The sequence below is a fragment of the Bacillus thuringiensis genome, assembly GCF_001182785.1.
GTDB classification, from domain to species: domain Bacteria; phylum Bacillota; class Bacilli; order Bacillales; family Bacillaceae_G; genus Bacillus_A; species Bacillus_A thuringiensis_S.
Genome location: NZ_CP012099.1, coordinates 2,511,923 through 2,533,552, shown reverse-complemented (window position 1 = coordinate 2,533,552; position 21,630 = coordinate 2,511,923). Strand labels below are relative to the sequence as shown.

Sequence of the window (21,630 nt, the reverse complement as noted above, 5' to 3'; positions counted from 1 at the left end):
AGTTATCTTACATATACATAAACTTCATTTATCGTAATATAATATGTTTTCCCTATACTATTGTGCACCTTCAATTGTAGTGAACCGTTCACATTTAACTTCCCATCAATTGTAAATCCCTCACCTGCATCTACGAAACCAGCAACATCTTTGTCCTGCCAAGATGGAGCATCATAGAAACGTAGATTGTTAACTTTTGAAATAACGCGCTTTCCAACAATAGAAGAATCTACTGTACTTTTCTTATTAAACTTCACATAAGATGAATCGTTCTTAATCCACTGATTTCCACCAAGATTTAACCACCCATCCTTTTCCGCCCACACAATATAAGATTCTGGTTTGTTTAATTGACGAATCTTAGAATAGCTTGTACCTGGTCCTTTACGTAAGTTAACGTTGTAACCTTCAATATAGGCGATACCGTCTGTTACTGCTGTTGGTACTTCCGCTGGTTTAGATGGCTTTTTAGGAACAGAAACATCCACACTAGAATTATTATATGCTCGTTGTACATCTGCTCTAAATTGAGCTTCTGAAACGCCATGAGACTTTAAGTAATCAATTGGATCTTCATGATCCGTACCGCCAAGGTAATGAGTTACATCGCTATGTGTCCACAATCCTTTTTCTACAGATAACCCACGGTCACGTAAGATTTTAGCTAGTAACTTAACGTATTTGTCATAGCTGCGTTTGAATTTTGTATAGTCCGCTGTTTCGCATAACTCTACATGTACAAATCGTTTATTAGCACCAGGACCGCCACCATAAGCAATGTATTTTGTATCAGCAATTTGGATTATTTCATCCCAATCGACTGCATAGTGAACAAATGCATTTCTCCATGTTCGAGACTCATATTTTTGAATGTTAATAGCTGGAGCTTCTGGAGTTGCTGTAGAATGTGCTACAACGCCCTCATAAGCACCTATACCATAACGGTATGGTTGTTTCGGTAAATCAGGAATAATAAGTGTTCGATCAGCAAAAGCACTTGTAGCAAAAGAAACAGCAAGTACTAGAATCATAAGTAATGAGGTAATATGTTTCATTGTCTTTTTCATTTAGCATCAACATCCTTTTTCATAATTTTTGTATGGTCAAATAATCCACTTGCTGATAGTCCAATGATGATTCCTTGGAATACATTTGTTTTGATATCTCCGCCCATAAATAAAACGCCAAGCATAATGCCAAGCGTTAAATTTAGTAACGGAACATATTTTGTTTGTAATCCAATTGTTTTTCCAATCTGTGAAAGACCTACTACAATTCCAATCATTACAGTAATTTCAAACATTACATACCACCTCCTTTCAAAAAGAAAGTGAGAGCTGCTCCAACAATTCCGCCGACAATAAGTCGTAAAATCCAGGTAGTATTGGCGCTGATTTTATCTAGCTGTTTGTTGATATTGATAATGTCTTTTTCGTTGCCTGTTGTCCGCATTTCTAAACTTTTAATCTCTAAGCGAATGTCCTTAATATCTTGCTTTATTTCTTGAACATCACTTCGTACATCTTGTAACCCTTCCACTTTGACCACCCCTTTTAAGCAATAAAAAAAGACCAGCTTATAGCTGCTCTGGTTTCTCACTAATTAATTTTTGAACTAAATCTGTTAATGTGGACACATCGCTTGCTAGGGTCGTAACCTGCTCTTTTAGTTGTTTATTCTCACTTTTAACAGTAGTTAACTCTTCGTTAAATTGATGATACTGCTGTTGGAAAGCTACAATAAAGATAGAAACAGTATTATATAAATTTATAGCCCGTTTCTCTTTATCTGTAAATATAGCGTCCGTATCGTCTGCAATCATACCGAAATACGTTTCAATTTCTTTTGTTGTATATGGTTCTGTTTGTTCTTCTGGTTTGTTCACACGCATTTGATACAAATCATACATGTCGTCTCTGAAATTGTACTGTTTTATAGCCAAACTCATGATTTTATCAAGAGCTGAGAAAGGAATATCTTTTATATTCTCTTTCATATTTCTAGCTGACGTAGGATTAAATGCTTTCGCCCACATTTGACCATTAGCATTTATATTTTCTTGCGCTCGTAGTGTTCTTAATTCTATATCTTTCCATCCTTGACCCATCATATCTTTAATCTGTAATCCGTTGTTATAACCTTGTACAAAACTTGATCTTATCATTGCATTACCCATGATTAAATCATGATCGGTGGCGCCGTTTATGAAATGTATTTTATAGTCACTGCCTTTTCTTTTGAAAGTAAACTGTCCCTTGTTATTGTTAAAAATATGCGGTTCAGTTGTAGTTACAGAGAAGTAACCATATCCTGGAGCCCACCCTTCAGATTCAAAAATAATATCATTCAAGTTTTGAAAACGAAATTGTCCATCTGAATATACGCTCAGATGTCCACCGTCATTCTGCATTTGAATATAATTTGACCAAATATTAGTTCCTTCTGCATTTTCTCCTTTAGAAACCCCAAATTTTGCATACGCTTTAGAAGGTTGATCGACTCCATTAATTCGCGGCATGACTTGATAAATATAAAATGATCCTGTACCAGCGTATTTTCTATTATCAGAACCAAGGACTAATGAAGGTTGAATACTTCCATCATTTGTCTCCATAAATCCTATATAACCACGTGGCTTATCTAAATCGAAAATCTTCATGTCTTGTTTATTTATTTCAACAAATCTGTTTCCACTCGTTTTAAGTGTTACTCCTTCTAAAACTTGCCCTTTGATATGATCCGCTGTAATAAAACCTCTTAAGTTAATCCTATTCGCATTCAAAGTAATGTTTTCTTTACTCATATTGAATGCTGCGATTACATCATTTTCTTTTACAGATATACTAACACCCTTTTCAGTTAACTGAAGACGGGTTTCCATATCTCTTACATAAGATGATGTGGCAAATTGCCCATTTGCTTGCTCTTTTGTATATACCTCTGTCTTTTTGGCTGAAGCATTAATCCCCTGTTCATTGATAATAAAGCGGTTATCAATCAAAGTCATTTTTTGATTAAATTGCTCAGTTGCAAGTTTGTTAGCTAATTCGCCCAACAAATCTTGTTTATTTTTATCGACTGTTTGCTTCAACTCAGGTATCTTAAATCCAGCAACATAATTTTCTACTTGTTTAAGCTCAACTTTTGCACCAATTGCTGTTGCCTGTTGTTCGAGTTTTGTATTTGCATCAGTAAGCTTTTTCCCTTGATCTGATACAACATTGTTTAATTCGTTCACTGTGGAAGATAATCCAGTTGCTGTTTGTTCTACTGTAGTTATGCGCTTTTCGAATCCATCTTGACTATTCTTCACCTTAGATACAGTATTTGTTACACCATCCACATTTTTTTCAATCTCGGTTGTTTTTTTAGTGAATTCATCATTCGTTACTTGATTTTCTGGAGCTGGTGTCCAATCCTGTGGCTTATTACCTTTATATAAAGCGACCCATTCTACAGTGGCTTTTGTAGTGTTACTCGGAAAGTTATATAGGCTCAACTTTCTTTCATTTCCACTCGTTACTGCTACAGCTTTAAAAGTTACATAGGTAATTCCATTCGCATAAACACTTGTTGCATATCCAACATTACTAGACCCACCATTCATCCAAATACCAAACTTTTGACCTGCAGGTACACTCCCTTTAATTACAAAAGTATATTCTTCACCTGCAACAAAATTTTCAGTTAGCGAAAATACATTGATTAAATAATCCGTTTTTTCGTATTTAGCATTTGAATCTAATAACAGATTACGTCCACCGGCTTTATCGCTATTAACCTTTGTTTCTACAGTTGTTAACTTTTCACTAATCTTTCCTGCTTGTTCTTTAACTTCAGTTGTGGTCTTCTTTAGATCATTAGTTGTTTGTTGCACATCAGAAATAGCCCTTTTTGTACCTTCCGCATTTGATTCGACAGTATTTAATTTATTACTAATTTCGGTATCTTTTTTCGTTAATGATTCAATAGAAGTTTTAAATCCATTAGAATCCTGTTCAAACTTAGTTACTTTCTTATCAATTTCACCTTGTTTATTTTCAATATTAGAAATTGTACGGTTGACACCTTGTAAACTTTCCTTTACTTCGTTGAATTGTCCCGTCGCCTGATTTTGTGTCTCTTGAACCTTTTGATTTAATTCTGTTTTTGTTGATTCAATATCTTTATTAACCTGCTCAAGTGTTTCTTTCTTAACGGATTCAACATCTGGTACAACCGATTCCCAAGCTGCGCCTGTCCATATTTTCAAAATACCAGGCTTCCCATTACTAATATCACGCCAAAGTGTTTTATAAGGTTGCATCCCCGTTGTCGGTGGATTCTTAGCTTCAATGATTTCTACCGTGTTATTTTTAAGATTCTCTTGAACCTTTTCAGCCAGTGTTTTCGCTGCTTCGGATTCTTTCTTAGCATTACTAGCTGTTTCATTTGCATCTTTCACTAATTTATCTAACTGATCTATCAGCTCTTGTTTATTGCCTAATGACCCTAAGATTCGATTATAAATTTTTCGTAGTTCTTCGTTTGGATCAGTAATTTCGCGATAATCACCAAACACATATTTATCTTGTGTAGGGTCCGTAAAAGATTCATCACCAGCAATTACACGTGCTTCAAGGTATAACTTAGGTGTGAATCCTGTATCTTTGATTCGGATCGTATCTCCCTCATTAATTAGTTCATGTGCTAGTCCGAAAATACGTCCAATCGATTGTACTTCTACTTCATAAGAAACTGAAGAATTGACACGTTTTTTTAATTCTATTTCCATTAAAGTCATTAAACGTTTTGGAGTCATGTCTAATTCTTCAGTTTCTGGTGTATAAAAACCAAATTTATGTTTACCACGTTCATTCCATCGTTGAAATGCATCATTATCAACAATATAGGGAAGTCCCCTATTGATACTTTCAATAGTAATTACATTATCGCCTTCACCTTTCACAAAGCCAACTAGTGCTGTACAAATATCCCTTGAATGTTCAATACGTGTAACACCTATTAAATCTTTCCCCAGTTCTATTTCTTTCCCCGTGTCTCGACCACGCCTTTGAATCATATCAACATACCATCCAATGATTTGTGAACCTTGAATCTCAACGCGGTACTGGACTTCTAATTTAAATAAAGAAGCTATTTTCTTTAAAAACGTTAACGGATCCATAAATTCATCAATAGTCATTGTGTGGAATCCTGCATAATCTGTTTTTCCACGTTTCCATTTCATTCCTACTAGGGCCATATCAATGAATTCGTTTACTGTTTTACCTTCTATTCGTTGTGGTTTTATAATGCCTGACTTAGCGATTTGAACCCAAGCTCCTGAAGCATATGTGGTAATGGATCGTTTATCCGAATTCTTCTCAGCTTCTGTAATAACATATGGTACAATTCTTCCGTCTCGTACTTCTTTTAAAACAAGGTTTTGTTGTTGTAACGTAGCCGAATGAGTTGTGCCATCAAAAACTGTAAAATCCAACATATCAACATTGTTTTTGATTTCCCAGTGCCTTTTATCGTCCCAATAGTTCTGTGGCTGAATAGCTGCAACGATTTGATCTGTTTTAAAATCCACAATATGCAAAATTTCGCTTGGTGTTCTCATCTATATCTCTCCCTATAACTAACAGTCGCTTTAACATCTGCTGGCATTATATTGATACGATTCTCACCACATATTACAGTTGGAAAATTACTAAAAATGTCTTTTAAATTAATTGCATTCTTACCGTTAATTGTTACAAGACTTTTTTCCGTATCAATAATAATTTTGTCTCCTGCGTCAAAAATGTAAGGCGGATCGTTTTTGGTATTTAAATTCACTTTCCAAAATTTCAAATCGCTAACTGACATCGCTTCTACTGGTGGAACGTCTTGCCATTGCATAATACTAATCTGAATTTGTGCGGCTTTTTCCATATGATAATTATTTTCATCTGTCCACCGTGCAAAACGTTCTGAATCATCTTTCTCTGTCCCCGGCAAGAATTTTGAAATATATGCTTCCCATACATTTCCGGTTCTAGCTATCCACAATCGACCAAAATACTGATTCCAAGTATTCGGATAATCACCACTCTCATAAATCAATCCCGTTTTCCCTGGTTTGTTATCATATCCAATAACCATCGTTCCGAAATTTTGCTCAGCTTGCCAAAAGAGATCGTTCATAGCAATTTTGGAAAGAACCTTGCTATTTTCATCGAGTATCGCTATCTCAACTCGGCCCATTTCATTAATTTTTTTACTCTTACATGTAACATAGGCTTGCATAATAAAATCTTGCACTGGGCCACCAGGGATACTTTTTTTAACAGCTGCACCATGCCATCCTTTACCTGTACTGGTACCAAAATCAGAACAATAGAATTGGTATTTATCTGTCTTCATTTCACCAATTAGATTGCCGTCTTCCATTGAACTGACTTTACTCCACCCTACAGTGGTAGCCATTTCGTCCCATATAAGTCTTTGATTTCTTTCTACAGGTAATTGCTCTGTTTTCAAAGGATAACCAATTCTGAAGTAATCACGATTATACGGCTGCTCACCAAACCACACATCTAAAAATGTACTTGGTTTTTGGGCCTCCACTTCAATAATTGGAGGTGCTTCTATATTCCCTTGATTGATAAAAGAAGTCGCCACTTCTGTAGAGCCATTTTGAGAGAACGTATGAGTATTTTGTTTCCCTAATTTATATGGCATCGGACAAACAAAAGTAATGACACCTTTTCCTCTATTGACTATCTCATCCAAGTCTACAGAACCATCAATTAAAGCTAGATATGTCCTGTCTAATTCATCATCAAAAATAAGTTCGGCTGGCTGCTCTGTATATAGCCAATCCGCTAAATCTTCTTTTACCTTTTGTAAATCAGCCATATCTTTTTTCGCTTTAATTACAAGAGGAACATCAATACGACGTTCCTCCGTTTCTGTATTAAGAAAAAGAGCCCCTGCGCGATGAGGGACTCTTACTAATTTTCTTTTAACTGGAGCCCAGGAAGGGCGTTTTCTTCCAACTAGCATTTGAATATAATCTTTTCTGATCTTATTAAAAGTAAAACTGATTTTCCCCAACGTGCTCACCACCCTTAAAATTCCGCTCTTCTTTTTTGTTCACGATCTTGAAGCTTTGTAGTATATGCGTAACTTCCATTCGCTAATTCTTTTCCATCTAAAACGTTTGTCATATTTACCGTTACATTCAGTTCTTGTTCTCTACCTGATCTATCCGAGAACATAGTTTTTGCTGTAGGTGCATTGTTATAGGATGATTGTGGTTGCGTATACCCATTGAAATCACCCAATGCATTATAAGGGATACTATAATGCGACGTTTGGAATCCAAAATCAAAAACAGATGGCATATTCCCCATCTGTTTCTTAACCGTTCCAACTACATTTTTTGCTGCATCCACAACAAATCGTTTCCCCTTATCCATACCAACTCCAACACCTTCTGGAACTGCACTACCGACTGGTATCATCACTTTAGATGGACTGTTAATTTCTAACGCTCCAGAAATAGTCTTTTTAATATCATTTGCAATTCCCGCTGCCTTACTGAACAGACCGCCTGAAGCATCATCTAATCCTTTACCAAGCCCTTCTATAATTGATTTACCGATGGAACGTAGATTTATAGTGCTAAAGTATTTTTCGACTGTATTCCACTTATCCTCAATGTCATGTTTTATTTCTGACATTTTATCTTTAACAGCTTTTTTCTGTTCCTCAAATTTTCTTGAAACAGTATTTTTGATTTCTTCTACTTTATTACTGGCTGCATTTTTCATCTCATCATATTTATTGGAAACATCCGAACCCATTTCTTTCATTTTTCGAACAACATCATCTTTCATAACTTCAAACCTAGATTTTACTTGTCCAGTTTCCCAATCTACTTGATTCGCATGTTCCCCAGCTTGGGATTTTGCTTCACTCACAATTTCCTTATGCTTATCTCTTGCCGTGGAAACTGTACTATCATACTGACGTTTTGCCTCAGCAATGATTGCATTCGCTTCATCAGCAGTAATTGTTTTATTTTCATCACGCTGACGAATTGCCTCTGCAATTTTTTCATCGCGCGTCTTTTTCGCATCTTCAATAACTTTATCTCTTGCTTTGGCACTATTCTCTACAACTTCCGCTGCCTGTCTAGCTGAAATCTCACTAGCCTGTACGCGCATATTTTCAAGAATAACTTTTTGCTCCATTTGATTTTTAGACATATGCTCTACAGCAACTCTGTCCATTTCATCTTGTAAAGCTTGCAAGGAGATGCGTTCTGATGTTGTTAACTCTCTGTTTTCTCTCGCTGCGGTTTGAAGAATTTCTTTGATTTTATTTTCTTTTTCTTGGGTCTTTAATTTTTCTTGTTCGTAATGCTGATTTAGTTGCTCGATGCGCTTATTTTCTTCTTCTGCTGTTAAAACATATGAATCAGCGAAAAACTTTTTAAGGCCTTCAATCTCTTTTTGTTGTCTTGCATTTGTTTTTTCTATAATTGTGTTAGCTAACTTGTCATACTGTCCGATTAGCTTTTGTGATTGTTCTTCAGTTATCACTTCATGGTTCAATCTAATTTCAGTTAACTTTTGTCTAATACCATCAGATAACTTGAAATACTCACCAAGAACTTTCTTTGTGGATGAACTTACTTTCCCCTCTGTATTCGTAACGAAACGATCTACCGAAGCAATACTGTCCTCTGTTGCTTTTTGATATGCTTTATATGCGACAACCCCAGTTCCAATGAGAGCGGCTGCAATTAAGCCAACTGGACCAAGAAGCACTCCCAATGCACTTCCTAACATCCCAACTGCAGCACCTGCCAGACCCGCTGCACCACCAGCAATTCCTAATGCTGTTGCTAATGCTCCAATCCCAGACATGATCATCCCAACTGCAGCAAGAACTACACCTATTGCCGTTGCTACCGCCGTTAGCGCAAGAACAATACCACCTGTAATTGCAATGGCCTTTTGTACTGGACCTGGTAATGAGTTAAATCCATCCACAAGTTTCTGCAATCCAGCAACAAAAGCACTAACCACAGGGGCAAGCGCGTCACCAATTGTCTTTTTCATTGTAGAAAATGCCGAGTCTAATAATGTAATTCGTCCTTGTAGAGTATCAATTTTAGTTGCTGCGACATCAGCCGCTGTAACCTTCGACATGGAATCCCACATCTCATTAACACCCTTTGCTCCTTCTTTAAAGAGAATAGTTGCACCACGTACAGCATCCGAACCAAATAATGTTTCTAAAGCCATACTTCGTTGTTGGTCTGTTAAATCTTTCATAGACTCATGAAGTGTTCCTGAAATATTTTCTAGACTTTGAATATGCCCTTGTTGATCATAAAATTTTGATGATAAAAAAGCCGAACTTGTGGCTAACTCACGGAATGCTGTATCACATTTATCGTTCCACTTTGTTACCCCTTCGGTTTTCATTACGTATTTTTCTAAAGCAACTTCTATATCTCCTACATTTCTTGAAGCTGGTTGAATACCGTTTTTTACTAAGAAATCAAAACCCGCTTGGGCGTTATATGTGATAAGACCTAAATCTTTCATTTTGTTATACGCTTCTTTAGTAGATGGGTTTAACCGCATAAGCATTGTTTTTAGTGAAGTACCTGCATCAGACCCTTTTACATTCGTTATATATGAGCTCTTTATCTCATATTCTCCAATTTTCACTGGAGTATCGGACTATATCATCATCCTCGCCTTACACCTTAGGATGGGGCGCGCTCGTGGGGTTTTACTGTCCGTTCTGGACTCCATACCCTAGTCTCTGAACCCTTCATTTATTCCTAAATGACTCGGCTGCTGATTAGCATAGTTATATAACCTTAGCTTCCCAGCAATTCACGTCCTTTACGCTGCGAATCTCTCCGCAACGGGGCTATATGTTAACCCATTCTGAGCAAATACTGCAAGAGTCGTAGCTGTATCTTTAAACGTCATTCCAGCCCCTGCTGCTACTGCTGACGATGCCGCTAAACCATATTTTAGTTCACGTACATCTGTAGCTGATGCATTTGCTGCACCTGATAATATGTTAGCTGCATCTGCTACTGAAAGGTGATCTGCTTTAAATGCATTTAAGGCTGTGGATGCAATCTCTGCCGCCTCGCCTAATTCTAGCTCTCCTGCTGTAGCTAAGTTAAGAGCACCTTCTAAACCACCATTTATAATATCTGTTAAACTAACTCCTGCTTTTATTAATTCCTCTATACCTTGTCCTGCTTGAACACTAGAGTACTTTGTCGTTTCTCCCATGTTAATAGCTAATTCGCTTAACTTTTTCATTTCTTCTCCAGTAGAACCAGATACTGCTTTAATGTTCGCCATTTGTTGTTCAAAATTCATTGATTCAGTAACCGCGGATTTTAAACCACGTCCTATCGCATAAGTCATACCGCCAAACACCATACCGATTTGCATTCCTGCATTTTGCAAATGGTTACCTAATGTCTCCATACGATTACCAAAATTCAATAAACGATTACCTTGCTGCTCTAATTCACGATTTGACTGCTGTAACCCAGTTTCAAATCTATTAAGTTCAGCTGTAGCACGATGAATTTGTTCAGCATAATGTTGTGCCGATTGACTCGCTTCGCCTTCTTCAGTTTTTGCACGATTATAGGCTTGTTGAAGTTCCCTAATCTTTTCTTTCTGCTTATCCACCATGCGAGTGAGAACATCAATTTTTGCCCGTGTTTGCTCTGTTGCATTTGAAAAACCGCCCATGCCTGTTGTAATAGACTGAAATTCAGCCTGTAAGGATTTCAAAGAATTATTTAACTTATCCATCCCTTTTTGTTCAGCTTGACGGTTTACTTGTTTTAATTCATTTTCGAATCTATTTAAATCAGCGACCGCCTTATTAACCTGTGAAGCGTATCGTTGAGTTGCTGCATCATTTTCACCCAACTTAGCCTTATTTTGATCATAGGCTTGGCGTAATGCTCTAACTTTTTCTTTTTGTGCTTCAATTAATCTATTAAGTGCATCCGTTTTGGCTCGTGTTTGCTCACTAGCGTTTGCAAAACCACCCATACCAGTACTAATTGATTTCAATTCATTCTGTAAAGTCCTTACTGCACGTCCTGAATTCGCAATACCTTGGCGAAAATTTACATTATCAAGGGAAAGCCTAACTACTAGATTATTCATTTCATTCGCCAATGTCTCACCCCCTTGCTAGATAATGTTTTCCGCTGGAACTTCAATTTCATTTGAATTTTGATTTGTACTATTTGAATTACTTTGATCACGATGCTTGCGATTCAACCTTAAATAATGCCAAATATCCATTTCGTTATCGATGTGATGGTGTTTATATCCCTGACGTAATAAAGAGAGGTAGAGCTCGTCCATAAACTCACTGAACGTCAGCCCTCCCCCCTCTAAGCGTTTGGGTTTTCTTCTTCTCCAGTTCCAGGTGTACCACCAGCTGCATCCACAGTTTCGTTGACAATAGCATTAATTACATCTGACGTTGTTGATAAGAATTTACGGGCATCCACACCATCCCAATATTGATCCAAGGTGAATTGTTCATCATAAACATTCACCACAAATTTAACCATTTTATCCATATCCTCTGGACCAGGGTTATTTGGAATATCGGCAAGCTCAGGCGCCTGACGGATTAGGCGAGCTGGAATGAACTCTGGTAAATTAAAAGTTTTATTTTCCTTATTGATTCGTAAAGTTAATTTCATAGTTTATTCCTCCTTAGTTAATAAAAAAGAGAGAGCTTTTGCTCCCCCTTACTTTCCTACTGGCGGTGTTACTGGTTTTTCATATACCTTACTAAACCAATTATCACCTACCGTTTTTGTAAATGTAGGTTCATCTGCATCAGCTGTAAATTTTGGTCTATCATCAAAATCACGCTCAATAAAAGTTCCTTTTAGTTTAGTTGTTTGGAAGTTTGGCTTATCTTTCTTAGTTTCACCCTCTTCTTCCTCTTGTGAAAGCTTTCCTTTAAGTAGCCAAACATAACGATACTTATTATTTGCCTTTAAAAAACGATATCCAATAGCTAGATATGGCTTTTCACCCTCACGTTTTTCGTCTAATACGCCATCTTTAACTTCAGGATATCCTTCAATGTCTGCTTTAGTTGAAAGCGAAATACTACGAAGTTCGATTTCAACCTCAATTTCACCGTCAGACTCTGCAATTTCTGATTTCTTATTATCGCTCCACATAATCTCAGAAGATACCTTTTTAGATGTTTTAACCTTTACAGCACCTTCCATTTTCTTTACCGTTGCATATTCCACACCTGTTACATTATCTTTTGTTAGTTTTGCATAAACAAGACTATCAACACCTACAGTCGAACTAATTGTAATAATTTCTCCAGCCATTTATAACTCCACTCCTTTCGCGAATCGCATCGCGTAATGAAAAATTTGTGTATCATCTTCGTATGAATCAGCAACTGCATAACGTGAGAAACCAATACTTTTCATGATTTCATTCACTTTTTGATGGATTGCTGTTGTACTGCCTTTTGACCAAATATCTATTTGGAATGTAATTTCACTTTCACTTTCCTTGTTATCTGCAAAGCCATCTGGTCTATTGTCTAGTTCGAAAAACGTAATACGCGGAAACTCTTCAGCGTTTTTGGCTTTACGATAATAAACACGTTTTCCACCTAATAAAGAAACAAGCTCCTGATTATTTTCAAGAGCTTGCACAATTTCGGGGCGTAAATTCATCATAAATTCAGCCTCATTTCATTCTTCAAGATGTCTGTCATAGCACGAATTGCGGCTTCTTTTGAAGAATTAAAGCCTGGTTCTATAAATGGTTGTGCTGGCATTTTAGATGTTCCCCATTCTACGAACTTTCCATAGAAATATGGAGAACGATCTGCTTTATCTATTCCAATCTTAATAGTTTTTATGCCGCCTTCCATTTTAGCTTTTGTAACACGGATATTATCAGCTAAATGTTGCCCCGTACGCCAAGGTTCACTTTTTGTTGCTTTTTTAGGGCTATCGCTTCTTGGGGCTATTTCAGAAATAGCTTTCCGAATCGGTTCGCCACCAGCTGCAAGAGCTTTATCTTCAATCTTTTCCCCACGTAGACCCATTTGTTCTAATTCGGATATCAAGCGATCAAAACCTAAAAAATCAACACCATCAGCCATTCATTCCACCACGCTTCCACATGATTGATAAAGTATGTTTTTCAGTTGGAATAACTGAAATAATGTCATACATTACGTTCTTGTACTTAATCTTCATATCAGCATTCACATCTGCGCGAAATCGTATTTCCGTTTCACCCTGAACTTCACTATTAGCTGATGCTGCTTCAAAGTATTTTCTTCCCTTTAAAAAAATAAAAGAGCCCCATACAGTAAAAGAATTTTTATAACCTTCGATTGGATCACCGTCTGGGCTTTTTGCTTCATCGTCTTTCACTTGAAATGTAAGACGTTTATCTAATTTAGCTGGATTCACTTGAATCACCACCACAATATTGCAACTGAACTAATATCGACTGCAAACTAAATGCCAATTGTTCAGCTTTTCCAACCGCTTCACGGTTTTCATACCAATGAGCGATTAAAATGCGAGCTGCTAATTTAGCAAGCTCGCTTTTTAAATCCACATTTTTACTTGTAGCATTTTTAATATATATTTCAGCTGCTGTTACGAAAGATGTAATGAGATCGTCCTCCTCATCACCATCCACACGAAGATACTTCTTTGCTTCTTCTAATTTTAGCACCAAGAAGGACACCTCCTACCTTATTAAGCTCCTGTTTTAGGCGTAACAATAATTTGTCCATACACAACTGCTTCTGTATCCCATGGCGTAACATCTTCACGCTCGATTGCTCGGAATTCAGAAGTATTTGTTCTCCAAGCGTTTCCACCTTCTGTAGTCATATCGATAGATAATTGTTTTCTATCCCAAAGAATGATGGCTTCTTTTAAATTACCAACAATGAAAGGTGCTTTCCCATCTTTATCTGTGGCGATTGTCTTATTGGACAAAGTAATAACCAGTTTTCCTGACAGCAAACTACGTGTTGGATTTGTTGGATCTGGTTGAAGAAGCGGACGACCATTTTTATCTTCTAACTGATCTAAGTAATTGAATCCATCTTGGTTAGTAAAAATATTAGCTCCAGCTGCAAATGCCGGGTCTAATGTAACATTTAACGCTGTTTTAATGCCTTTATAATCTTTAAAATCAACCTTTGTCAATTTGTTAAGTTCTTGTAAAATTAGATAGTTACGAGTAGCAATAGATTTCTTAGCGATCCATTGGCGTAAATATTCTTCTAAAGCTTGATCTGTATCATCTAATAAATCATTTGGTACTGGTAAGAATCCTGCGTAATCTTCAATTGCATAAGATAAACGATCAAATTCAGGAGAAGCAATTTCTTGCATTGCATTCGGCTTACCATACTCAGATAATGGAGCAAATGGTGTTGATGCCGCACGCTTTTCTAATGTACGAGCTCCTTTATTTGTTGAAACAGGTTGTACATTTACATATTGTTCTAAGTTATCAACCGTTTGTTTTAACTGATTAATAGTTGTAGTAATATCTTCTGGAACAATATAACCGCCATCTTTACCTGTATTCTCAGATAAAGCTGCTTTATATTCCTGCATAACACTTACTTCTTCATGACTTAAACTTTGACCACGAATAGCTTTCATAAATACGTCTTTGTATGATGGATCTTCATTTTTAACTGATGCTGGAGGTAACGCTCCTGCTTGTGAGTTTACAGGCTCAGGAACTTGAATTTGCTTCATTGCTAGGTAGTTATCTAATTCATTTTTCGCGTTTTTTGCTTCCTCAATTTTTGCCTTTGCATCTTCATATTTACCGCTATTATTAAACTCTTCTGCTTTCGCTTTTAAGTCAGAAACTTTTTGACGTAATTCTTGTTCACGTTTATCCATTCGGTATTTCCTCCTTATATTGGCACAAAAAATAGACCTATAGTTCTAACAGGTCTAGTGCATTTTGAATTTTTAATTGTTCATTATTGTCCTTCTTTGGAATAAAAGGAGCTTTTGCAACTACTTTATTAGGTGTTTTTTGATATTTATCAAAGTAATCGCTCATACAAGCGGCAACTTCTTTTGCTTCCACAACTTCAATATCGAAGTATTTTTCAGCTTCTTCACCACTTAACCAAGTCTCAGCATCTACTAATTGTTGAATTTCTTCAATTTCAATGCCTTCTTTTAAGTTTTCTTTGTATACATTCATGATACCTGACTCAATATTGTCTAAGTCCTCTGCCATTTTACGAAGGTCATTTGCATTCCCTACACCAACAGTCCATGGTTTATGAATCATTAAGAATGCGTTAGAAGGGACAACAACACGATCACCAGCCAGGGCGATTACGGAAGCGATAGAAGCTGCAACACCATCTACATAAACAGTTTTTTGAGCCTTATTGCGCTTTAACATGTTATAAATGGCTAAACCAGCAAATACAGAGCCACCGCCACTATTTACATAGATATTAAGGTTACTTTTATCATCCAATTGCCCCAAAATATTTTTCACATCATCAGGCATAATGTCAGAATCATCCCATTTCCAACCTGTATTATTTATGATGTCACCATAGATAAATAGGTCAGCTGACGATTCCGTTTGATTTTTAATAGTGAATACGTCTTTAATTGTCCTCACCTCCTTTCAGCGACAAACCTCCACTAGCTTTCGCTAATTGGTATTCATCCGCAATCTCAATGGATACATGATTTAGATCGACACGATGTTTATCACCATATTCTCCAATTCCATCTATATCTTCAAGCTCTAATACTTTATTGATTGAGAAAGCACCAGCATCTAACATAATCTTATAAAATTCCGCTCTAGATTTAGAATCAGCGCGAAGTAAACTTGTTAGATTAAATTTCAAATAATAACGCTTTTGTTCATTAAATGAAAATGTTTTATAAGAAAATTCTTCTTCATACTGAATAAGAATTGGACTCAATGTATTTTGGATAAAATCCAATGCCTGTTGCTCAATGTTTGAGAATGTAGCACGATCTAACTCATTAATCATGTGTAATGGAATATTAAAGATGTTTGCAATCTCAGCCTTATCGAACTTCATACCTTCAATAAATTGAGCATCCTTTAATGGCATCCCGACTTTCTCAAATTCTAAACCAGCATCCAAAATCGCTATCCTTTGAGCATTATTCAAACCTGTATTTGCTTCTTCCCAAGCATCACGAAGTACATCTTTTGCTTCTTTTCCAAGGGCTTGTTGTGTTTTCAATATCCCACTATGGGCTGCACCATTTGTAAAGAATTTACCTTTAAATTTTTGTGCCGCTTGTGAACTACCTATAGACTCTCTTGCAATCTGAATAGGTGGTTTACCCTTCAGTCCATCAGTAGACAACGTAGTAAGATGAATAATGTCATCATCAGTTATTTTAATAGGTGTACCGTCTGGTAAATTCGTAAAATACCATAACTTATTTGTCTTCAGGTCCACGATTGGAGTTGTTACAGCCGGATTTAGTGCCCATAATTCTTTCGGTCTGCCATCCACACCCCAATGAATATTGATGTAAGCATTTCCCCATGTATTGCGATGCGTTTCGATTAAATGTTTGAATTTAAATGGGCTTTGATAAGGGTTTGGCCGTCTTTCCAAAACAAATGACACTTGATGCATCTTATCTCGTTCTCTTCCTTTTGACGTCTTTCTAAAAACTTGAAAAGGAAGCATTGCAACACTGTTTGCAAGGATATTAATGCATCGATATACTGTCGGGACTCCTAAAGATGATTCAACCGTAACCTTTTCACCACTTGCGGCTTGATAACCAAATAGACTTTTAAACCAAGGAGACGGATTTTTCAAATCCGTCGTGTCTTGATTCTTAAATAAATGCCGAAAAATCAAAAGTTTCACCTCCTTTCTACCTTCTTATCATTACCACCCCCAGCATTATGAGAATAAACCCTAACAGATACCAGCCGTAAATTGGATTAATAAAAAAAGTCGTCCCAACAATGATGGACAACCCCGAAACAAGTAAAATATCTTCTAAAATACTAATAAAAAACAATAAAAAACGCATGTAACTCCTCCTAAAATGAGAAATCTTGACTTAAGATATATGAATTTAAATCCATCTCACCAGAATTGAGAATACAACGAACATGTGAGTTTATTACAGCCGCAATCGGATCGATTCTTTCTGTTGCTTTTGACTTGTCCAGCATAATGTTTTCATTGGCATCTTGCCTCGTTATAGCATTACTAGTTGCCCAATTCAATACAGGGTTGTTATTGTGGATGACTTTCTTTAGATACACTTGTTCTCTAAAATCTTTTGTAGGGCCTGATAAAGTCGCCATTCCTTGGCGTATCTCTATCATCGTATATCCTTCAGCTTCCATGTCTTGCATAAATTGTGTTGCATTCCATGGATCAGCACATATTTCTTTAATTTTGAACTTATTCTCTTTCTCCATGTTTCTAATATGTGTTTTGATAAATTCATAATCAACTACCGCACCAGGCGTTGGCGTGATCCATTTTTGTTGCACCCACAGATCATAAGGAACTTTATCCGTTTGTCTCTTCTCAGCTAATGTATCTTCCGGCATAAAACTATGACTTAAAACAATATACTTATCATCCTTCTTGAACTCAAATGAAATGCTCGTTAAGTCAATTTTGGCTGATAAGTCTACTCCTACTGTACATTCCAAACCTTTTAATTCAGATAATTCAACAGTTCCATCGCAATCTTTCCACTTTTTCATATCCATGTAGCCGTTTTCCTTCATATCAACCCATCGATTCATATTTTTAGTAAGGAAATTCCGCATTTTCTCTGGCACATCTAATGCTGATTGTAACTCTCCCTTTAAAAAAGAGCACCCTTCTTCATAACTACATAGAATAGGATTTGCCTTCTCCCATACACTTGGGTTTGTAATTTCATCATCCTTATCTAATTCATTGACCATTACAAAGTATTCTTCATTTTCAATATCAATATTTGGGTCTAAAATTTTAGCAACATATTGATATTCCACACGATAGCATGGATTATTCAAGTTGAAACCTGCCGTTGTAATAATCATCATTAATGGATTTGGTCGCGCACCCGAACCGGATACAAGGACATCATAAATTTCAGAAGTAGCATGGGCATGATACTCATCAATAATCCCACATTGAACATTTAAACCGTCACCAGACTTACCAGCATCTTTTGATAATGCTGAGATAAAAGAGTTTGTCTTTAAATGTTCAATTTTTCCATAAGCAATATTAAATTTTCCTTTTAAATCCTCGCATCCATTCATCTGCGCTTTAATCTCATTCCAGACAATTTTACTTTGCTCTGTTTTTGTGGCGCCAACATATACTTCAGACATATTCTCACCAAAGGCCATTGCTTCATATGAACCAACGCACGCTAAAGATTGTGACTTTGCATTTTTACGACCTACTTGCCAATAAGCTTTTTTAAATCGACGTAATCCCGTATTTCTATGAACCCATCCATAAATATTACTAAATACAAAGATTTGTATAGAATGCGGTTCAATCCTTTGTCCAGCCAGTTTCCCTTTTGTATGTTTAAATAAAGACATCCATTTAAAAAAACGAAGTGCCTTCTCTTCATTAAAAACATAAGGGAAATCTTCAGAACCTTCACGCTCAATATCTCTTGAAAATCGTTTACAAGCTTGTTTATGTTTTTGACAGGCAACGACCTCACCACTTAGTACATCATCACAATAATCCAACATCCATTGCTTAATCATGTTATACGTCAAACTCCTTTTCTACATTAGTTTTCGGACCTTGTTTTATATTTGGAATTACAATTTTTGCTCTTGCACTCGGTGTAAGACCAAACTCAACAGCCAAAGCCTTCATTTGTTCATGCAGTTGCTTCTTTTTTGTAAGTAGTGGATGTGGAACTTTATTGGTTTCAGCTGCCTTATTGGTATATTCAACAAGAAGTCCTTCTTCTCGTATAATTTTGGTGCATTCAACATAGTCAGAGTAAGCATCGCAATACGTTGCTAATGCATTCACATCTATGTTTGTAATAACATCTAGCTCTAGTAATTCACCAGCAATCCGTCTAAATTCTTTCTTGGCAACTGAATCTAACCACGTTGGTGGCTTTACCTTATCCTTTTTTGCTTGTAACTGTTTTTCGGCTTTTAATCGCTGCTCGATTTCATCTTTTGTCAATCGATTTGTATTACCTTCTAACAAATGCAAGTGAATCGGCTTCGCTTTCCTTCCTATGCGGACCACCTCCCTCGGCTGAACCCCCTTTTATAGAATAAAACGAACTTTTTACACGGAAAGCTAGGCGGCGGTCTACGGAGAGCCGTCCTTTGCTTTTTCAGGGTGGGGGGCTGTTTATGAATTTTTTCCTTTCAAATTATTTTCAGTGTTTCTTCTCATCTTCTTTTGTTTTCTTGTTATGGCAAGCGTGACAAAGTGTTTGTAAATTAGCTGGATCTAACCGCCTTAGCCAATCCACAAGCAACGGAATGATATGATCGACTACATCGCCTATCTTAATAATGCCATTCATTCTACATTGAACACATAAGCCATGATCTCTACGATAAACAAACTCACGCATAACTCTCCATGGTTTGGAGTTATAGAATGAACGTGAGCTTTTGTTTCGAATATGTTTGTCATAATATCTTACGGTTTCTTTTTCCTTTTCAATATGTTTAGCGCAATACTTATCCCGTGTTAGTTCGTTGCAACCTAACGACTTACACGGCTTGAATGGTTTACTTGGCACCTTCCATCCTCTTCCTCAACCGTTTCATTTCATCCTCGATGTTTAGATTCTTCTTATTAATCCGTTCGTAGTACTTAGCAATGTCCGCTTGATACCTACGAATCTTATCGTTCACATATGCAGCAATATGTTCATTTTTACAATGAGGACAAATAAAGAAACACCTCTCAATTCTTTTTGGAAGTTGCTCTACTTGTGGTTGCATATCGTAATCCTTATTACAGTTAGAACAATAGACTTGCATCTATCATCACTCCCTATTCTAAACAAATTCATCCATTGCCTTACCAAGCAAACTAATCATCGCTTCTCTCTTTTGCTTTGGTGTTGTATTATCTTCCAACTCATTAAAGATTGGAATTACACTTTCTAATTTCTGTTTATCAATACATTCATTTACAAGGTCCTGTCCTAATATTGAAATGAATGTACCAATTGCAACCGCTTGTTCTTGTTTAGTTAGTTTAGTTAGTTTCATTATTCGTCACCCTTTTCGATTAAATGCTCCAGACCTTCCAACGCTTCTCCACCATTCACGCATATCATCACATTTCTTAAAATAGTAATTACATCATCTAATGATTGGATTTTATTTGGACCAATCTTATATTGCTTTAAAGGTTTAAGTGTCATTTTTTACATTCCATCATTCATCCTCCTTCAAAATAAAAATTTCTAATTAAATGCTTTTATTACCAATTGTTTTCCTATTCTATAATTTGTAGGATTACCTTCTTTTTTGTCGAATTTGTAGAATGTAAGGAGGTGATAACATGAAATTAAATCAAGATTGTATTCGTTCTGTTCTTTTGGAACTAGAAGAAAAATTAAACCTAGGTCAACACATTCATCTTCATCAATTAAAAGAATTTAATACTTTTAACAAGTACGGCGAAAACGAATCTATATACGCCATTTTAAAACTTATAGAAGCTGGATACATAAACGGCTCTTACCAGTTTGATGGAGATGAAATTTATGCTCTAGGAATAGGATCGATTACTTTTTCAGGACATGAATTCCTAGATACTATTAGAGACTCAAAAGTTTGGGCTAAAACAAAAAAACTTACTAAAAAGTTATCTAGTGTTCCTTTAAGTGTACTCTCAGCAACAGCTGTAAAAGTGACAACTGGTTTTATAGGATTATCTTAACTATGTTCACCATTTAAGTACCCGTATTTACTTAGAAATCGTTCAAATTCTTCTAAAAATATCTTGTACTTATTTGGCGAATAATCATTACTCATAAAAGTCAGTTCAAGATTGAGCTGACTTTTCACTTCGGTTCCTATAGTCGGATTGTCAATAGAATACCCTTTCACCCAAACTGCTGTATGTGTATCCACATTTTCTGTCAAAACCGGCCTATGGTATGCCGTCATATAAACCATCCTCTCCAAAATAAAAAAGCACCCAAATGGATGCTTTGATTTATATTATTAATTCAATTATGGTACGTGAAGTTTCAAACTTCTTCCAATCACTTAATGAAGATCTACTGATATACATCAACAATATTAAGTAACTGGAAGAAGAGCAAAAACTCTCCTTAATAACGGTATCATTCAATCGTTACCACCTGCTGGTTTCGGATTTTATGTACCATCATTATAAAATCGTTTGGACAACATATAGATTATAAAGGTATATTATGAGTTGTGTTTTCCGCCACTTCTCACAATACAAATATATCACGTTAATTCCAAAACAACCGGCACATTTCCTGCCAAAAAGCGGTCATGACTCTGCCACTAAATAAAA

General features: G+C 36.3%; 24 protein-coding genes and 1 pseudogene. 1 reads left to right on the top strand and 24 read right to left on the bottom strand.

Features of this window, described 5'->3' with window-relative positions; genetic code table 11:
• Positions 1-2: 2 nt before the first annotated feature.
• The 23 genes and pseudogenes from AC241_RS13065 to AC241_RS34790 all read right to left on the bottom strand — a co-directional run bounded on the left by AC241_RS13065 (position 3) and on the right by AC241_RS34790 (position 20,500).
• The gene (locus AC241_RS13065) at positions 3-1,067 is read right to left on the bottom strand and encodes an N-acetylmuramoyl-L-alanine amidase (RefSeq protein ID WP_050843780.1); all 1,065 of its coding nucleotides are present in this window, start codon (positions 1,065-1,067) and stop codon (positions 3-5) included.
• Entirely contained in the window at positions 1,064-1,303 is a 240-nt protein-coding gene (locus AC241_RS13060) for a hypothetical protein (RefSeq protein ID WP_000461723.1), read from the bottom strand. Before AC241_RS13060 ends, AC241_RS13065 begins: the two co-directional genes overlap by 4 nt.
• Entirely contained in the window at positions 1,303-1,539 is a 237-nt protein-coding gene (locus AC241_RS13055) for a hemolysin XhlA family protein (protein WP_050843778.1), read from the bottom strand. Before AC241_RS13055 ends, AC241_RS13060 begins: the two co-directional genes overlap by 1 nt.
• A gap of 37 nt (positions 1,540-1,576) precedes the next feature.
• Positions 1,577-5,608: a phage tail spike protein gene (locus AC241_RS13050; protein WP_050843776.1), complete on the bottom strand. Its 4,032-nt coding sequence runs from the start codon at positions 5,606-5,608 to the stop codon at positions 1,577-1,579.
• Positions 5,605-7,086 carry a distal tail protein Dit gene (locus tag AC241_RS13045; RefSeq protein ID WP_080990786.1) on the bottom strand — a complete coding sequence of 494 codons (1,482 nt, stop codon included), beginning with the start codon at positions 7,084-7,086 and terminating at the stop codon, positions 5,605-5,607. Before AC241_RS13045 ends, AC241_RS13050 begins: the two co-directional genes overlap by 4 nt.
• A gap of 14 nt (positions 7,087-7,100) precedes the next feature.
• Positions 7,101-9,719, bottom strand: a complete 2,619-nt coding sequence (locus AC241_RS13040) for a phage tail tape measure protein (protein WP_050843774.1) — start codon at positions 9,717-9,719, stop codon at positions 7,101-7,103.
• A gap of 216 nt (positions 9,720-9,935) precedes the next feature.
• Positions 9,936-11,216, bottom strand: a pseudogene (locus tag AC241_RS13035) (phage tail tape measure protein); the annotation flags it as partial.
• 15 nt (positions 11,217-11,231) lie between these two features.
• On the bottom strand, positions 11,232-11,408 hold the full coding sequence (locus AC241_RS34295) for a hypothetical protein (protein WP_000344056.1): 177 nt from the start codon (positions 11,406-11,408) through the stop codon (positions 11,232-11,234).
• Between the two features lie 29 nt (positions 11,409-11,437).
• The gene (gpG, locus tag AC241_RS13030; RefSeq protein ID WP_050843770.1) at positions 11,438-11,755 is read right to left on the bottom strand and encodes a phage tail assembly chaperone G; all 318 of its coding nucleotides are present in this window, start codon (positions 11,753-11,755) and stop codon (positions 11,438-11,440) included.
• A gap of 48 nt (positions 11,756-11,803) precedes the next feature.
• Entirely contained in the window at positions 11,804-12,409 is a 606-nt protein-coding gene (locus AC241_RS13025; protein WP_050843769.1) for a major tail protein, read from the bottom strand.
• Positions 12,410-12,769, bottom strand: a complete 360-nt coding sequence (gene gp17, locus AC241_RS13020; RefSeq protein WP_050843767.1) for a tail completion protein gp17 — start codon at positions 12,767-12,769, stop codon at positions 12,410-12,412.
• The gene (locus tag AC241_RS13015; RefSeq protein WP_050843765.1) at positions 12,766-13,200 is read right to left on the bottom strand and encodes an HK97-gp10 family putative phage morphogenesis protein; all 435 of its coding nucleotides are present in this window, start codon (positions 13,198-13,200) and stop codon (positions 12,766-12,768) included. Before AC241_RS13015 ends, gp17 begins: the two co-directional genes overlap by 4 nt.
• Positions 13,193-13,516, bottom strand: a complete 324-nt coding sequence (locus tag AC241_RS13010) for a phage head closure protein (RefSeq protein WP_050843763.1) — start codon at positions 13,514-13,516, stop codon at positions 13,193-13,195. Before AC241_RS13010 ends, AC241_RS13015 begins: the two co-directional genes overlap by 8 nt.
• Positions 13,503-13,790 (bottom strand): head-tail connector protein, encoded by a 288-nt coding sequence (locus tag AC241_RS13005; RefSeq protein ID WP_050843762.1) that lies wholly within the window; start codon positions 13,788-13,790, stop codon positions 13,503-13,505. Before AC241_RS13005 ends, AC241_RS13010 begins: the two co-directional genes overlap by 14 nt.
• Before the next feature lie 20 nt (positions 13,791-13,810).
• Positions 13,811-14,983: a phage major capsid protein gene (locus tag AC241_RS13000; RefSeq protein ID WP_050843760.1), complete on the bottom strand. Its 1,173-nt coding sequence runs from the start codon at positions 14,981-14,983 to the stop codon at positions 13,811-13,813.
• A gap of 37 nt (positions 14,984-15,020) precedes the next feature.
• The gene (locus tag AC241_RS12995; protein WP_050843758.1) at positions 15,021-15,731 is read right to left on the bottom strand and encodes a head maturation protease, ClpP-related; all 711 of its coding nucleotides are present in this window, start codon (positions 15,729-15,731) and stop codon (positions 15,021-15,023) included.
• Positions 15,718-16,971, bottom strand: a complete 1,254-nt coding sequence (locus tag AC241_RS12990) for a phage portal protein (protein ID WP_050843756.1) — start codon at positions 16,969-16,971, stop codon at positions 15,718-15,720. Before AC241_RS12990 ends, AC241_RS12995 begins: the two co-directional genes overlap by 14 nt.
• Positions 16,972-17,159: 188 nt before the next feature.
• On the bottom strand, positions 17,160-18,854 hold the full coding sequence (locus AC241_RS12985; protein WP_050843754.1) for a terminase large subunit: 1,695 nt from the start codon (positions 18,852-18,854) through the stop codon (positions 17,160-17,162).
• Position 18,855: 1 nt separating this feature from the next.
• The gene (locus AC241_RS12980) at positions 18,856-19,359 is read right to left on the bottom strand and encodes a phage terminase small subunit P27 family (RefSeq protein WP_080990785.1); all 504 of its coding nucleotides are present in this window, start codon (positions 19,357-19,359) and stop codon (positions 18,856-18,858) included.
• 136 nt (positions 19,360-19,495) lie between these two features.
• Positions 19,496-19,867: an HNH endonuclease gene (locus tag AC241_RS12975; RefSeq protein ID WP_050843752.1), complete on the bottom strand. Its 372-nt coding sequence runs from the start codon at positions 19,865-19,867 to the stop codon at positions 19,496-19,498.
• Positions 19,857-20,111: a hypothetical protein gene (locus AC241_RS12970; protein WP_050843750.1), complete on the bottom strand. Its 255-nt coding sequence runs from the start codon at positions 20,109-20,111 to the stop codon at positions 19,857-19,859. Before AC241_RS12970 ends, AC241_RS12975 begins: the two co-directional genes overlap by 11 nt.
• A gap of 18 nt (positions 20,112-20,129) precedes the next feature.
• Positions 20,130-20,345, bottom strand: a complete 216-nt coding sequence (locus tag AC241_RS12965; protein WP_050843748.1) for a hypothetical protein — start codon at positions 20,343-20,345, stop codon at positions 20,130-20,132.
• The gene (locus tag AC241_RS34790) at positions 20,345-20,500 is read right to left on the bottom strand and encodes a hypothetical protein (protein ID WP_196303429.1); all 156 of its coding nucleotides are present in this window, start codon (positions 20,498-20,500) and stop codon (positions 20,345-20,347) included. The genes AC241_RS12965 and AC241_RS34790 overlap by 1 nt, the downstream gene beginning before the upstream one ends.
• Positions 20,501-20,640: 140 nt before the next feature.
• On the opposite strand from AC241_RS34790, the gene AC241_RS12960 reads away from it, so the two are divergent.
• On the top strand, positions 20,641-21,021 hold the full coding sequence (locus tag AC241_RS12960) for a DUF2513 domain-containing protein (RefSeq protein ID WP_050843746.1): 381 nt from the start codon (positions 20,641-20,643) through the stop codon (positions 21,019-21,021).
• On the opposite strand, the gene AC241_RS12955 is transcribed toward AC241_RS12960, so the two are convergent.
• Positions 21,018-21,251, bottom strand: a complete 234-nt coding sequence (locus tag AC241_RS12955) for a hypothetical protein (RefSeq protein WP_050843744.1) — start codon at positions 21,249-21,251, stop codon at positions 21,018-21,020. The two genes, AC241_RS12960 and AC241_RS12955, sit on opposite strands and share 4 nt — an antisense overlap.
• Positions 21,252-21,630 lie beyond the last annotated feature (379 nt).